This is a genomic window from Micromonospora sp. NPDC047707 (genome assembly GCF_040704235.1).
GTDB lineage: Bacteria > Actinomycetota > Actinomycetes > Mycobacteriales > Micromonosporaceae > Micromonospora.
The window spans coordinates 1-13,151 of record NZ_JBEYSU010000058.1; the positions used below are offsets into that span (position 1 = coordinate 1).

Below are 13,151 nucleotides of genomic sequence, written 5' to 3' on the forward strand. Positions count from 1 at the left end.
GCTCTGCGGCTCACCCAGGTCGGCGTAGGTCTCACCGCCGGCCAATTTCTTCAGGTGCAACCCAATGCACTCGTTGGCGTAGCACTCGGCCTGCTTGCCGGTGGTGAGCTTTTTCCCCGCGTTCTCGATTAGGCACTTGGCCTTCTTCTCCTCCACGTCTAGCTGTTCTGCCGGCGTGAACGTGATGTTCTGGGCACCGAGCTGGTCATGCACGTAGCTGCTGGCGAAATCGGCGTTGGACGACAGGACGAGGCCGACAACGAGTAGCAGGGCCGCCAGGCCCAGCCCACCGATGCTCAACAGCAGATCGAGGGTCCTACGCTTCATGAAATTCTCCAGCAGAAGTTGACGATTGAAACCTCTTCGTCACATCGTCAACGTCTCTACCCCACCCGGTTAGGGCCGGAACCCCTAGATCAACGGGACCTTCGACCCGAATTGGCGGTTCCGCACGGGCCACCGTCTCATGCCGGCCGGGCCAGATCCGCGGGCGGGGCGGCTGCGGCAGTACGCCGAGCACGCCGCCACGGCGGTAGTCCGCGACGCCCTCGCCGCCGGGCTCGACTGGTGGGCCCTCGGCGAGCACGTGGGCCTGCACCCGCAGGCCGCTTACGAGCAGCACCGCACTGCCGCCGAGGGCCTGCGTCCGCCGGCCGAGCAGCGCCCGGGCCTGGCCGTGGTCTGCGCCGCCGGCCTGGTCGCCGCGCACGACCTTGACGACGAGTGCGGCGTCGACCTCGACGACCTGGGCGACGACCACAGTCTCACCGCCGAGCCGACCGTGGCCCGGCTGCGCGCCGCCGCAGCCGCGCTCGGCGAGGACGTGTGGATCGCGGTCCGGCTGCCCGGCGACTACGAAGGGGCCGACGACCTCGACGACGACGTGGCGATCACCCGCTGGACCACGGTGGTCCTGCACCCCGACGAGCTGGGCTGGCTGCGCGAGGCCCTGGCCCTGCGCACCGAGGCCACCGACCCCGACGACGAGGACGACGAGGGCACCGACGACTTGGAGCCGCTGTGACGACTACGCCGGCGAGGCGACCGCGAGCTGCACGAAGCGCTCGCTGCGCGGCCTGATGGTGGCGGCGGCCGCCCAGGGTCGAAAGCTCAGTCTGGGACTCTCGTCGGGGGCGGCCGCCGACACTGATTATCGAGCACGCCGACAGCAAGATCAAAGACGTTCCGCGGGTCGAGCGGGTCGCTGCGGCCGTTCTCACAAACGGTCAGATGTGCGAGACCCGCCGACCCCGGACGCCGAGGGCCGTTCACCACAGCCCGCGTTTCGCAAAACACCTCTCACAACTCGGAGGTTCTGACAGAGGGTTCTGCGAGGATTCCCGGCGTGCAGATGACCCCCGCCCTGTCAATGTTCGAGGTCGCCTGCATGGATGCCTGAAGTCCACTGCACGGACTGGTGATCCTCGCCCGGTCACATGCGCTGTTTCCACCAAGGGTCATGAGGATTGGCCCATAGGTCAGGCAATGTTCGGCTCAGGAAGAGCTGGTCGGTCGCATCCACGAGGCGGCGCAGTTCCCGGGCTGCTTGTCGAGGCAGCGACCTCAAGGCGATCTCCAGCACTTCTCGGTAGTCCTTCGTGCAGCCGCAGGGGCATCCGCCGAAGTCGTCCAGGAAGTCGGCCATCGGACCGCGTGCGATGGCGATCCAGCCTTGCAGTGCCCTACCGATGTCGCCGGGCTGCAGCTGGTTGTTGTGACGTTCCAGCCGGACGATGCCGGCAACGACCTTGCCCGAGATCCCGCGAAGGTGGGCACGCGACTCGCGTATCTGGCGGCGACGTGGGATAGCGGCGCGGAGCGCCGCAGGCCGTTTACGCGGCACTGTCCCTTCGGTGTTCGATCACGGCGGGAAGTATGGCACAACGCACGGCCCGCGCACGGGGGTGACCGGCGGCTCCCCGAATCCGGAACCCGGGTGTCGGCTTGAGGTACACCCCAACACCACACTCACCACCAGCACCAAAGGACGTCAGATTAGGGTCCTGTGCGGCGTTTCTTGACGTCCGTCCGGTGGATTCATAGAGTTCAACCTGACATAACCGGTCGGGAAGGGCGAGGCGATGCGCGTCGGCTACGTCAGGGTCAGTACCGTCGACCAGAACACCGTCCGGCAGCTCGACGGGGTCGAGGTGGAGCGGGTCTTCACCGACAAGGCGTCCGGCAAGGACACCACCCGGCCGAAGCTCGACGAGATGATCGCGTTCGTCCGCGACGGCGACACAGTGCTCGTGCACTCGATGGACCGGCTCGTCCGCAACCTCGACGACCTTCGCCGGCTGGTGCGCACCCTGACCGGCAAGGGCGTGCGGGTGGAGTTCGTCAAGGAGAGCCTGACATTCACCGGCGAGGACTCCCCGATGGCCACCCTGCTGCTGAGCGTCATGGGCGCCTTCGCCGAGTTCGAGCGCGCCTTGATCCTGGAACGCCAGCGCGAGGGGATCGCTGCGGCCAAGCAGCGCGGCGTCTACACCGGCCGCAAACCCGCGCTCACCGCCGAGCAGGCGCAGCAGCTACGTGAGCGCGTCGCCGCCGGCGAGAAGAAGTCCGCGCTCGCCAAGGAGTTCGGCGTCAGCCGCGAGACGGTCTACAGCTACCTGCGCCCGGCTGCCGTCACCGGCTGACCGCACGGGAAGAGCCGGTCCAGTTCGGCGGCGCCCGGCAGGAAGTCGGTCGGGACGCCGTTGTCCTGTAGGAAGATGACCTCCCGTTCCCATACCTCCCGGCGACGGCTGCCCATCGTAAGCAGTCCCAGGAGTTGCCGGGCGCTGGCAAGTTCCGCTCGGGCGTGGTCGAGTGCCTCCTGCACTGCGGCGTTGAGGCCGAGCCAGACGGAGCGGTACGGGGAGGGCGGGTCGCCGTCGTGCGCCCCATACGGCGCGGCTGGCTGGATGGCAGCGCCGAGAACGCCGCGAGCAGCGATCCGGCCATCGGCGGCCAGCTGCACCGCGACCGCGGCCGCGTGCAGCATCATCTCCTGGACCGGCCACGACAGGTACTCGTACGGCTGCCAGATCTTCAGCCCCGCCCGGACCGGATGCCCGGCGGTCTCCCAGATCAGCTCCAGCGTGCTGCCGTCACGCCGGCCTACCGTGTCAGGTGACAAGCTGACCTCGTGCAGCAGGGTGCGCAGCAGCCGGAACCACACGCCCGCGTGCACCTCCCGGCTGGGCAGACTGACCCGGCCGGTGAGCAGCGCCTGGTTGGTGTTGCGGTCCAGGGCGACCAGCGGCTCGGCCACCGGCACCGGATCCGGCAGCCCGCCGTGCAACAACATCTCGATGTTGACGCTGGCGGCGTCCTCCAGCCGGCAGCCGTGCTCGGCGCAACTGACCATCAGCGGTAGCCGGTCGAACAGTGCCCGGGCCCGGCCGGGCTGACCGGCGCAGACCGGACAGGTCAGGTGGTGCCGGTGCCGCGGCAGCCACGGACCGCGCCAGGGCCGATACCGGCTCAGCCCGTTCCCGATCCCGGCACGCGGTGCGAGCAGCACCGAGTGGGCGCGGACGTAGTTGTCGAACGAGGCCTGCCGGTCCGGGGCGTCGAGGGTGTCCAGCAGCCACGGCCGCCAGCCGGCCAGGGTCGTCGCCCGGATCCGGGCGAGGTCGACGCCGGTCCGATCCGCGAGTGCGGTGAGCATGGCCGTGGGCGGGTCGTGGTCGAGGTCGTCGGGCACAGTGAGGCCGACCAGGCCGAGGTTGCCGGTGAGCAGCTCGGTCACCGGCAGCTGGTAGAGCTCGGCGAGGCGGGCGATCCACGACGACAGTGCTTCCAGCGGGCCGGGCGGTGGGTGCAGCGGCCACCGTGGTGTCACACCAGCTCCCGCTCGAACAGCCGGCGCCGCTCGGTGGGCCCGAGGTAGGAGGCAAGCAGCAGGGTGCGCTGGTTGATGGCCTCCTCGCCGGAGTCGATCGCCGCGATCGCGGCGTCGGTGAGCAGCCGCGTCAGCTCGCCGATCGTGCCCTCGCTGCGGGTCAGCAGGTAGACCGCCATCTCCTCGGTCGCGATCGGCGACGGCCGGCGCAGCGGGAACGAGGCGGCGAAGCTGGCCAGCAGCGAGCACGCCTCGGCGCCGGGCTGCCACGGCGGCAGCGGGAACGGCTCGAAACGGTTCTCCAACTGATCGTCGGAACGGATCGCCAGGTACGCCTCCCGGGTGCCGACCCCGACCAGCGGGATCCGCAGCTCGTTGCCGAGAAACCGGATCAGGTTAAGGAACTCGCGGCGCACGTCGCCGCGGCCGGCGAGGACGTTGTGCAGCTCGTCGACGACCAGCATCCGCACACCGGTAGCGCGCAGCACCGCCAGGGCGACCTGCTCGAGCTCGGCCAGACGCTGCCGGGGCCGCAGCGGTGCGCCGAGCGCGGCGAGCACCGCGACGTAGAAGCGGATCACTGACGGCTCGGATGGCATCTGCACCACCAGCACCGGGATCTCCTCACGGTCCGGGTGCGAGATCGGCGGGTGCAGGCGCCGGAACTTCTCCACGATCATCGACTTGCCGTTGTTGGTCGGGCCGATCAGCAGCAGGTTCGGCATCCGCTGCCGGGCCGGCCACACGAGCAGTTCCTCCAGCCGGTCCACGGCTTCGGCCGCGCGGGAGTAGCCGATCCACCGTTCGGCGCGCACATGCCGCAGCCGCTCCTCGGCCGGCAGCAGCGCCACCGGCCGGGCACCGGGATGCAGATGGGCCAGGTCCGTGGTCTCCTCGCCGGGGGTCACCATTCCTCGATCACCGCGAACGGTTCCGCAGCCGCCACCGGTCCGGCCGGTTCGGGCGGTGGCACGACACTGCGGGGCGCCGCGACCCGGGCCGCCGGGGCTGCGGCGCGGCGTTGCGCGTCGCGCCGGGCCCGGCGGGTGGTCGCCGCGGCGGTGTCGGTGATTGTGCGCATCTGCTCGACCATCCGGAACAGCGCGGTCTCGTCGACCTGGGCGCGGCCCTGCTCCCGCAGCCGGGCGACGGCGGCCTGCTGCTCCCACAGGGTGACCGGCGGGTGGGCCAGGGTCCGGTACGGCACCTTCCAGGTAGGCGTCTCCGTCGGGGTCGAGCACCCAGATCCGGCTCAGGTCGCGCGGGTCGCGGCGCAGCACGAACCGGTTGAGGCGGTCGCGGCGGGCGATCCACGGCTTGAGCGCGTCGCTGAAGTACCGCACGTGATCGATGACGAACCCGGTGCGGGTCAGCGTCCGGCGGAGCACCGGCAGGAAGTCCACCACGAACGCCGTCTCGCCGGTCACCGTAGTCGGCGGGGTCACCGTGGTTCCGGCGGCCCAGACCGCGGCCGGGGTCTGTCCCAGCGTGGAGTGCAGCTGCCCGTGGTAGGAGGCCACCGCCAGGGCCAGCCACCGTTCCAGCTCCCGGACGGTGAGCACCGCCTTGCTGTCGGAGTCGTAGTCGCCGCGCTGGCGCGGGTTGGAGAACGTGGTGCCCGGCAGTTCGTGGACCAGCTGCATCATCGTGCCGATGACCCGCTCGATGATCCCGCCGAAGTGGGGGCGGCCCGGCGGCCGCCACTTCAGCTTGATGCCGTGCTGCTCGCAGCCGCGGCGTAGCGCCTCGCCCCGGAACTCGGCCGCGTTGTCGACGTAGATCTCCAGCGGCTTGCCGCTCATCGGCCACACCGCCTCCACGCCGAGCCGCTCCAGCCAGTCGCGTTTGTCCAGCACCCCGTGCGTCAGGCACAACCCGACCGACAGCGCCGACGGCGCCTCCAGGGTCACGACTAGGCCGATCACGCAGCGGCTGAACACGTCGATCGCCGCGGTCAGGTACGGCCGGCCGATCGGCAGCCGATGCCGGTCGTCGACCACGATCAGATCCACCGGCGTGTGATCCATCTGCACCTGTTGCAGGATCGCGGTCACCGGCGGCGGCTCCCACCGGCAGCCTGCAACGCCCGCGCCGCGTCCGGGCCCTGCCGGGCGGTCGTGGTGGCCACCGGATCCAGCCGGGCCGCCCGCCGAGCGAGGGTGCCCCGCGACGGCACCCGCAGCCCCTGGGCGCGGCATCGGTGGGCGACCTCGCGGTGGACCGCCGCCAGCGAGCGGCGCTGCCGGGACACGTACTTGCTGCGCAGCACCTCGCGCATCACCGTCTCGACCGGTTCCGGCAGGAGTTCGCGGCCCCGGCCACCACTGGACCGGCCGGGGATCAGATCGGATGCCAGGCCGGAGCAGCGGATCCGCGAGCTGATCGCCTACGGCCGCGAGTTCGTCCAACCCCGCCCGTACACGCTCGGTGACCTCGCCGCCGCCGCTGGCATGTCCGTCTCCGGGGTGCGCACCGCCTACGGTCACCGCGACGTCGCCCAGGTGGCCGAGGCCACCGGCGCCAAGCCGCGCGAGTGGCGGGCTCAGGATCCCGGCCCGGCCCGCGACGAGGTGTCGGCATGAACGCTTCCGCGTGCATCTGCCTGATCCGGTGGCCGCGGCTGCACGTCGTGATCGAGGGCGTGCGACACGAAGTCGAACCCGCCGAGGCCGACACCCCGACCAGCGCGCTCTTCCGCGCCTGGTGCGCCGGCTGTGGCGCCGAATACACCTACCCCTTCCGGATGGTGATCCCGGACGCCCAAGCCGCGTAAGCAGGGCGCCGCCAGCCGCCACCTCGCGACCTGACGATGGGCACTGACCACTGTTGACCACCGGATGGGGCACGCCAGTCTCGGTGTGCCCCGTCCGGTGGCGCGAGCGTTATCGCGGCTCGTCGCCGGCAGACAGGAGCGTGGGTCAGTAAACAACTGCTGGAATGCCGCTCCTCGTGGTGAAGTGCGGCTGCCGAGCGCTGCTCTTGAAAAGGCGTGGCTGCCGGGCAGTCGTGATGCGAAAATCGGTCCGCAACTTGATCCACATCCGCGTCCCGGGGGTCCGCATGGAAGTCGCTTCGCTGCTGCCGTTGACCACGGCCCGGTTGTCGCTGCGTCTGTTCACTCCTGGCGACGCCGACGACCTGTACGCCTACCAGAGCCTGCCGAGCGTGGCGCGCTACTTGTACCGGCCGGTGCACACGCGTGAGCGCAGCGGGCAGGTTGCCGCCGAGCGCGCGGCGCAGACGGCCTGGCGCGCCGACGGGGACAAGCTGGCGCTCGCTGTCTGCCGACGCGATGAGCCCGGCGTTCTTGGCGAGGTGAGCCTTGCCCTGGCCGATGCCCGCGCCGCCCAGGCCGAGATCGGCTGGACTCTCCACCCACGTCACCAGGGGCACGGCTACGCGACCGAGGCGGCCGCGGCGCTGGCCGGGTTTGCCTTCGACACGTTGGGCGTGCACCGGCTCTACGCACGGCTGGATGTGGAGAACACCGGGTCTGTGCGGGTCTGTGAGCGCCTCGGGATGCGCCGGGAGGCGCACCTAATCGAGAACGACCTCGACGGGGATCGCTGGGGCAGCGAGTACATCTACGCGGCGCTGTCTGCGGATCTCGGCAGTCGATCAGGCGATTGAGCTTGACGCCGCCTCCTGTTCGTGATCTTACGAACGGGAGAATGTTGGTATGTCTGGTGGGATTGGCCTGTTCGAGTTGGATCCGGCGGCGGTGGTGAAGCCGGAAACCGCGCCGACGGTGGCGGTGAAGAAGACCTTCCGGGCGTTCGTCCCCGATCAGATGCTGATGCTGCCGCCGTCACTGGATGAGTGGCTGCCCGAGGGGCATCTGGCCCGATTCGTGGCCGAACTGGTCGACGAGGTGCTCGACCTGGGCCCGATCCTGGCGTCCTACACCGAGAAGCGCGGGTTCCCGCCGTATGACCCGCGGTTGATGGTCCGGCTGCTGATCTACGGGTACACCACCGGAGTGCGCTCGTCGCGGGCGATCGAGCGCAAGTGCACCGATGATGTGGCCTTCCGCTATCTGGGGGCGGGGGCGGGGCCGGACTACCGGTCGATATCCCGGTTCAGGGCCCGGCACCTGGACGCCCTGGCCGCGATCTTCACCCAGTCGCTGCGCCTGGCGCAGCGACTGGGCATGGTCAAGATGGGCCGCGTCGCACTCGACGGCACGAAACTGCAGGCCAACGCCTCCAAGCACAAGGCGATGAGCTACAACCGGCTGGTGGAGAAGGAAGAACGCCTCGAAGCCGAGATCGCCGGCCTCGAGGCGGCGGCCGCCGGCCTGCTGGCCGATGCCGAGGCTCTCGATGCCGCCGAGGACGAGCGGTTCGGGCCCGACGGCAAGGACACTGACCTGCCCGCCGGACTCGACCGCAGGGAAAAGCGCCTGGCCAAGTTGCAGACCGCCCGCGCGCAGATCGAGGCCGAGGCCGCCGAGAAGGCCCGCAAGCACGCCGAGGACAAGGAGCGGCGACGCCACAAGCGTGCCGGGACCGACGAACCCGAAGCGGTGGCCGAAGCCGGCGACCTGGCGGCCGAAACCGCGCGGCCGAAGGACAAGGCGCAGGCCAACTTCACCGACCCCGAATCGCGCATCATGAAGAACGGGGCCGGCGCGTTCATCCAGGCCTACAACGCCCAGGCCATGGTGGACGACGCGCACCAGATCATCACCGCCGCCGACGTCACGACCAACCCCGCCGACGCACTCAACTACACCGCCATGCTCGACCAATCCGCCGCAAACACCGGAATCCACGCACGTCAGGCGCTCCTCGACGCGGGCTACTGCTCCGAGGCGAACCTTCAGGCCGCAGCCGAGCGCAAGGAAGAACACGGCACCGACACCTTCATGGCCACCGGCCGCCTGTCCCACGACGAACGCGTCAGCCCCGCCCCGCGCGGACGCATCCCGGCCGACGCCACAGCGCGTGAGCGCATGGCCCGCAAACTGCGCACCAAAACCGGACGCGCTGCCTACGCCCAACGCAAAGCCATCGTCGAACCCGTCTTCGGGCAAATCATGACCTGCCAAGACGGCCGCAGACTCCTGCTACGCGGCGAAGCAGGCGCCCGCGCAGAATGGCGGCTACTCGCCGCATGCCACAACCTGCGAAAGATCTTCGGGCAGGTCGGAACCCCCGGACTGGCCGCCGCCCGAGCCTGAGCGCCCAGGCGGCACCATCACCCTCCACTGCAACCACACCCCGCACCCGCCCCGACACCGCCGACAAACCCCAGACCGCCAGAGATCCGACCACCAACCCTCGACGGCTTGCTCGTTACCGACCCACGCTCCTAGCCGAGATGAGTGCATCCGATCATGGTTCGGCGGTGCCGCTGGCGCGTTCGATGGCGAAGCGGATCACGAGGCGGCCGTCGGCGTGGATGTCTGCGATGAATGTCTCCCAGTCGGGACGTTCGTCGCTGAGGGCGCGGTGCAGGTTGGTGAGCGCCTCGGCGTCCAGGCCTTCGTCCGGGGTGAGAATCTCGGCTTTGCCCTCGACCTGGACCCACGGGCCAAAGAACCGGTCGGTGAAGACGCAGGCCGCCACGCGGGGGTCTCGCCGGAGGTTACGCGTCTTGACTCGGGTTTGCGTCGTGCTCAGTACGACGCGGTGGGCGCCGTCGAGTGCGAGGAGGACGGGCGACAGGTGGGGGCGGCCGTCCGCGCGGAAGGTGCTGAGCACGGCGTGGTGGTGGGTGTGTAGAAACTTCCGGGCCGGTGCGAGATCCAACGCATGTTCTCCTGATTTAGAGGGGGTGTGGCTTGCCGGTGGCGGCAATCTGTTCCCCACGAAGGGCTGTCTGTCGCAGGTGGGCGGCGGTGGTCAGGATGGCGGCCAGCTGCACAGCGACCAGCTTGCGCAGCTCGATCGGGGAGCCGGGCGAGTCGGCCTCGGCCTCGCCGTACCATCTGTCGAGGCGCTCGGCAAGCAGGCGGCGCTCCTCGCGTATGGCCGGGGTGTGGTTGCCGGCGGCCAGCTCTGCGTTGAGCATGCGCAGGAAGGTCGCAAGTAGGCGAAGCCGCAGCAGGTGTGTCATCTGGCGGTTGCCGAACTCCTCGGCGACCGTGGTCGGGCGGTCCAGATCGGGCGCTGCCGTCTCCATCTCGCTGAGCGTGCTGACGGATTGCAGCGTGCTCTCGATCGACCGGCGAAACGGCGAGCACGCGCGCAGGTCGTCCGCAACGGCCCGCATGCTCACTTGTAGCGTGTCGATCAGCTCGCGTCGAGCCGCCGCGCCCTTGGTAACGACTTCGCGGTAGGTGCGGCCACTCGGACGTTGGTCGGACACGCGAGCGTCGGTCCAGTAAGGCACCTCGGTGACCAGGTGGAGTGTGCCGAACCGGGCAACGTAGTCGGCGCTGCTGCCGCCGGCGCTGAAGGCCGCAGCCACCTGCGCACCGTCGGGAGTCCGGTAGACGGCGGGAACGATCGGTTCGACGCCGGGCAGCTCTGGTTCGCCGTGATGCAGTGGGAGGCCTTCCAGACCAGGCAGGCTGGCCAGCCGCTGCGCGAGCGCCGCGTCATTCTGGTTGAGGTAGAAGAACGCGCCCTGGTATTCGCCGTTGTGCAGGGAGCAGACCAGCGACGGGCGCACCTCGTCGATCAGGTTCATCAAAGCCAGCGTCTCCGGCAGCGGGCGGTCGAAGGTGTAGTCGTTGGCGGTCAGCGGGAACGTCCACTCGACCTGCTCGGCCAGATCGGGGCGGAAGAAGTGTTCGATGTAGGCGCGGCGGTCGCCCGGCCGGCCGTACCAGCCTTCGTTCAGACGCGCGCCGTCGGGGTCTGCGCACGCCGCGACGTGCCAGCGAACGCCCAGCTCGGCCCGCAGTCGTGGGTCCTCGCAAAGCAGCCTGATCAAGGTGAGGGCGGTCAGGGATCCGACCGGCTCGTTGGGGTGCGGCCCGGCGATCACGACGGCGTCTGCCGGCCCGCCTGCGACCGTCAGGACGTGCAGTCGTTCGCCCAGCCGCGAGGTGCCGATCCGGCGCAGTCGCAGCACGTCGGGGCGGGCGTCAACCATGTCCTTTAACTCGGCGTGCAGGGCGTCGACCGACGGGAACCTGGTATAGCCAGGGACGCGGCGCATGCACTCGGCAACATTCATAATGAGACTACGGTAATAATCGCGCTATGAGAAGGACAAGGGTGGAGTCGAAGGAGCGCAACCAGCGGGCCCTGCTTGATGCCGCCCGCCGGATCGTGTCCAGAGACGGTCACCGGGCCAGGCTTGAAGAGATCGCCGAAGAAGCGGGGCTGACCACCGGCGCCATCTACTCGCTGTTCGGCAGCAAGAACAAACTGCTGATCGCGCTGGTCACCGACTACCTCGGCCCGCACTACGACGGCTTCGAACACGCCGTCCCCGCCGGCATGGACCTCACCGACGCAGTGGACAGCTTCGCCCGCTACTTCCGACGCTTGTGCGACGACCCCGACGCCCAGCGCCAGCTGTCGTTCGAAATCAGCCTGCTGGACCTGGCACGACACGACCCCGACTTGCAGCCCAAACTGGCTGCATCCGTCCAAGCCCACGAGGAACGACTGGCCGCGTTGTTCACCGGCCGACCCCACCAGGGGACCCCTCTCACCCCCCAACAAGCCCGGCGCCTGGCCACGGCACTGCGTGCTCTCCTGGCCGGCCTGAGCCAGCGCGTCATCCTCGGCCTGACAGAAGCGGCTCCCGAACAGTACTTCGCCGACACCGCCCGCGCCCTGACCACCCGGCACGTGCTCGGGCCACCCTGACCCGCAGCCCCGGTATGAAGTGGTGTCAGCCTGCACGCCACCGTGTCGGTGTCCGCTGAGATGACCATGCCAGGAAGGTCCTACATAGCCGCCGCAGCGACGACGACCGCCAGTTCATACTCCGTGCGGCCACACTGAGGCGCCCGACGTCGGCGCGCTGATCTGAGCCGCGATCCGCGCGCATGTCGCGGATCAGTTGGCTGACGAGCGTCGCGCATCAGTCGACGGAGGACAGGTGAGACTCGGCGTACCTACGTAGAGCGCGCCTACGTGATGGATCGGCAGACGGGCTACGCTCGCGGCATGAGACACCCGGACGCGGACCGCGAGTACATCGATAGCACCCCGATTGAGCTGGCGTTGGCCGACATCATGGATGCGGTGCAGTCCGGAGTTTCGGTGCCGTTGTCCCGGGACGGTGAAGTCGTGGCGGTTGTCGTCCCGCCCGAGGGGTCCTGGGCGAACCACCCGGCGGCCTGCCGTCGCACCGCCTCACGCTTGGCCCGCCCCCGCGCGGACAATCCACCTCCGTCGGGATACCTCATCACCTCGGCCTACGCCTTTGCGTCCCAAAGATCACGCCGACACGCCGAGCCACAGTGGACAAACCTGGCCATTCAAGATCTGTAGCAACCCAACCGGTGATACGTCTTCAGCAGCACCACCAGCGCCAGCAGATGCTGCGGCGATCGGGTCCGCTCCCGCGCCCACCCGACCTCATCAACCATCGGCGTGAACGCGTCGTGCAACTCCCGCGCCGACACCATGCGCTTCAACCGCGGATACGCGGTCCTCTCGATCGACGCCACGAAGCCACCACCCGATCACCAACCGGACAAAGGCCCCCGCGCCGACGCAGACTCTAACCAACATCAATACCAAGAGGAACATCCCCAGCTCAGCCCAGGTCAGAACCGCCTATTGCCGGTTTCCGGCGTACTCCGGTTGGCCCCCATCAAGGCCGACCAGGCGGCCAACCGCCGCAAGAAAGGTTCCCGCGGCGGTCGGCCACCCGCGTTCGACCGGGAGCGCTACAAGCAACGCAACACCGCCGAACGCGCGTTCAACAAGCTCAAGCAGTTCCGGGCGGTCGCGACCAGGTACGACAAGCGCGACTACATGTACCGGGCCACAGTCGACATCGCCACGATGAAGATCTGGCTACGCGACCTCACCCAAGGTCGACGAGACACTTCCTACGACCACCGGCGCCACCGCGGCGACCGGCACGCCGCCGCACTACGCCACCTGTTCAACCGCCTCATCGGCCAACTTCACCACTGCCTACAGACCGGCAGCCTCTACGACCCAGCCAAGGCGTTCGCCATTCCGCAACCGGCCGCCGCTTGACTCTTCGCGCTACCGGAGGTCTCCCCAAGCGCGGGGCCTACTGGCGTGCGCCGCTGGGCGCCGCGCTCGCCGCCGGGGGCGTCCGGCGGGCGGTGCCGGGGCCGTCCCGCGGGGGTCAGCCGTCGCGCTTGGTGGTCCAGCGGAAGGTGGTCAGGCAGAGCGCCAGGCCGACGACGCACCACGCGGCGAGCACCAGGGCG

At 69.3% G+C, this 13,151-nt stretch carries 11 protein-coding genes and 6 pseudogenes; 8 read left to right on the forward strand and 9 right to left on the reverse strand.

Going from position 1 to position 13,151, the window contains the following annotated elements:
* Positions 1 to 327 (reverse strand): annotated as a pseudogene (locus AB0873_RS30130) (hypothetical protein); the annotation flags it as partial.
* A gap of 139 nt (positions 328 to 466) precedes the next feature.
* Here AB0873_RS30130 and AB0873_RS30135 point away from each other — a divergent pair.
* Positions 467 to 1,024, forward strand: a complete 558-nt coding sequence (locus tag AB0873_RS30135) for a hypothetical protein (protein ID WP_366603992.1) — start codon at positions 467 to 469, stop codon at positions 1,022 to 1,024.
* 408 nt (positions 1,025 to 1,432) lie between these two features.
* On the opposite strand, the gene AB0873_RS30140 is transcribed toward AB0873_RS30135, so the two are convergent.
* The gene (locus tag AB0873_RS30140) at positions 1,433 to 1,843 is read right to left on the reverse strand and encodes a hypothetical protein (RefSeq protein ID WP_366603994.1); all 411 of its coding nucleotides are present in this window, start codon (positions 1,841 to 1,843) and stop codon (positions 1,433 to 1,435) included.
* A 238-nt stretch (positions 1,844 to 2,081) separates the two neighbouring features.
* On the opposite strand from AB0873_RS30140, the gene AB0873_RS30145 reads away from it, so the two are divergent.
* A complete protein-coding gene (locus AB0873_RS30145; RefSeq protein WP_366603996.1) occupies positions 2,082 to 2,642 on the forward strand; it encodes a recombinase family protein in 561 nt (186 codons plus the stop codon).
* Here AB0873_RS30145 and AB0873_RS30150 read toward each other — a convergent pair.
* From AB0873_RS30150 to AB0873_RS30160, 3 genes and pseudogenes are all read right to left on the reverse strand, one after another.
* Complete coding sequence (locus tag AB0873_RS30150; protein WP_366603998.1) at positions 2,612 to 3,832, reverse strand: TniQ family protein; 1,221 nt, start codon at positions 3,830 to 3,832, stop codon at positions 2,612 to 2,614. The genes AB0873_RS30145 and AB0873_RS30150 overlap by 31 nt on opposite strands.
* The gene (locus AB0873_RS30155) at positions 3,829 to 4,743 is read right to left on the reverse strand and encodes a TniB family NTP-binding protein (protein ID WP_366604000.1); all 915 of its coding nucleotides are present in this window, start codon (positions 4,741 to 4,743) and stop codon (positions 3,829 to 3,831) included. Before AB0873_RS30155 ends, AB0873_RS30150 begins: the two co-directional genes overlap by 4 nt.
* Positions 4,737 to 6,356 (reverse strand): annotated as a pseudogene (locus tag AB0873_RS30160) (Mu transposase C-terminal domain-containing protein). Before AB0873_RS30160 ends, AB0873_RS30155 begins: the two are co-directional and overlap by 7 nt.
* Positions 6,357 to 6,410: 54 nt before the next feature.
* On the opposite strand from AB0873_RS30160, the gene AB0873_RS30165 reads away from it, so the two are divergent.
* The 3 genes and pseudogenes from AB0873_RS30165 to AB0873_RS30175 form a co-directional block, all read left to right on the forward strand.
* Complete coding sequence (locus AB0873_RS30165) at positions 6,411 to 6,605, forward strand: hypothetical protein (protein WP_366604001.1); 195 nt, start codon at positions 6,411 to 6,413, stop codon at positions 6,603 to 6,605.
* Positions 6,606 to 6,841: 236 nt separating this feature from the next.
* Positions 6,842 to 7,462 carry a GNAT family N-acetyltransferase gene (locus AB0873_RS30170; RefSeq protein ID WP_366604003.1) on the forward strand — a complete coding sequence of 207 codons (621 nt, stop codon included), beginning with the start codon at positions 6,842 to 6,844 and terminating at the stop codon, positions 7,460 to 7,462.
* Between the two features lie 136 nt (positions 7,463 to 7,598).
* Positions 7,599 to 9,014, forward strand: a pseudogene (locus AB0873_RS30175) (IS1182 family transposase); the annotation flags it as partial.
* 154 nt (positions 9,015 to 9,168) lie between these two features.
* Here the strand turns inward: AB0873_RS30175 and AB0873_RS30180 are convergent.
* Entirely contained in the window at positions 9,169 to 9,645 is a 477-nt protein-coding gene (locus AB0873_RS30180) for a PPOX class F420-dependent oxidoreductase (protein WP_366604005.1), read from the reverse strand.
* Complete coding sequence (locus AB0873_RS30185; RefSeq protein ID WP_366604006.1) at positions 9,602 to 10,960, reverse strand: M14 family zinc carboxypeptidase; 1,359 nt, start codon at positions 10,958 to 10,960, stop codon at positions 9,602 to 9,604. Before AB0873_RS30185 ends, AB0873_RS30180 begins: the two co-directional genes overlap by 44 nt.
* A gap of 41 nt (positions 10,961 to 11,001) precedes the next feature.
* Here AB0873_RS30185 and AB0873_RS30190 point away from each other — a divergent pair, with 41 nt between their 5' ends.
* The gene (locus tag AB0873_RS30190; RefSeq protein ID WP_366604008.1) at positions 11,002 to 11,601 is read left to right on the forward strand and encodes a helix-turn-helix domain-containing protein; all 600 of its coding nucleotides are present in this window, start codon (positions 11,002 to 11,004) and stop codon (positions 11,599 to 11,601) included.
* Between the two features lie 617 nt (positions 11,602 to 12,218).
* Here AB0873_RS30190 and AB0873_RS30195 read toward each other — a convergent pair.
* Positions 12,219 to 12,410, reverse strand: coding sequence for a DUF4158 domain-containing protein (locus AB0873_RS30195; protein ID WP_366604010.1), 192 nt, complete (start codon positions 12,408 to 12,410; stop codon positions 12,219 to 12,221).
* 169 nt (positions 12,411 to 12,579) lie between these two features.
* Here AB0873_RS30195 and AB0873_RS30200 point away from each other — a divergent pair.
* A pseudogene (locus AB0873_RS30200) lies at positions 12,580 to 12,711 on the forward strand (IS5/IS1182 family transposase); the annotation flags it as partial.
* Between the two features lie 96 nt (positions 12,712 to 12,807).
* Positions 12,808 to 12,951 (forward strand): annotated as a pseudogene (locus AB0873_RS30205) (IS110 family transposase); the annotation flags it as partial.
* A 115-nt stretch (positions 12,952 to 13,066) separates the two neighbouring features.
* On the opposite strand, the pseudogene AB0873_RS30210 reads toward AB0873_RS30205, so the two are convergent.
* Positions 13,067 to 13,151, reverse strand: a pseudogene (locus AB0873_RS30210) (ABC transporter permease); the annotation flags it as partial.

Bases quoted from the DNA above. Each gene is read 5' to 3' on its own strand.
- AB0873_RS30155 (WP_366604000.1), bottom strand. From the start codon at position 4,743: ATGGTGACCCCCGGCGAGGAGACCACGGACCTGGCCCATCTGCATCCC.
- AB0873_RS30170 (WP_366604003.1), top strand. From the start codon at position 6,842: ATGCGAAAATCGGTCCGCAACTTGATCCACATCCGCGTCCCGGGGGTC.
- AB0873_RS30185 (WP_366604006.1), bottom strand. From the start codon at position 10,960: ATGAATGTTGCCGAGTGCATGCGCCGCGTCCCTGGCTATACCAGGTTC.
- AB0873_RS30135 (WP_366603992.1), top strand. From the start codon at position 467: ATGCCGGCCGGGCCAGATCCGCGGGCGGGGCGGCTGCGGCAGTACGCC.
- AB0873_RS30165 (WP_366604001.1), top strand. From the start codon at position 6,411: ATGAACGCTTCCGCGTGCATCTGCCTGATCCGGTGGCCGCGGCTGCAC.
- AB0873_RS30145 (WP_366603996.1), top strand. From the start codon at position 2,082: ATGCGCGTCGGCTACGTCAGGGTCAGTACCGTCGACCAGAACACCGTC.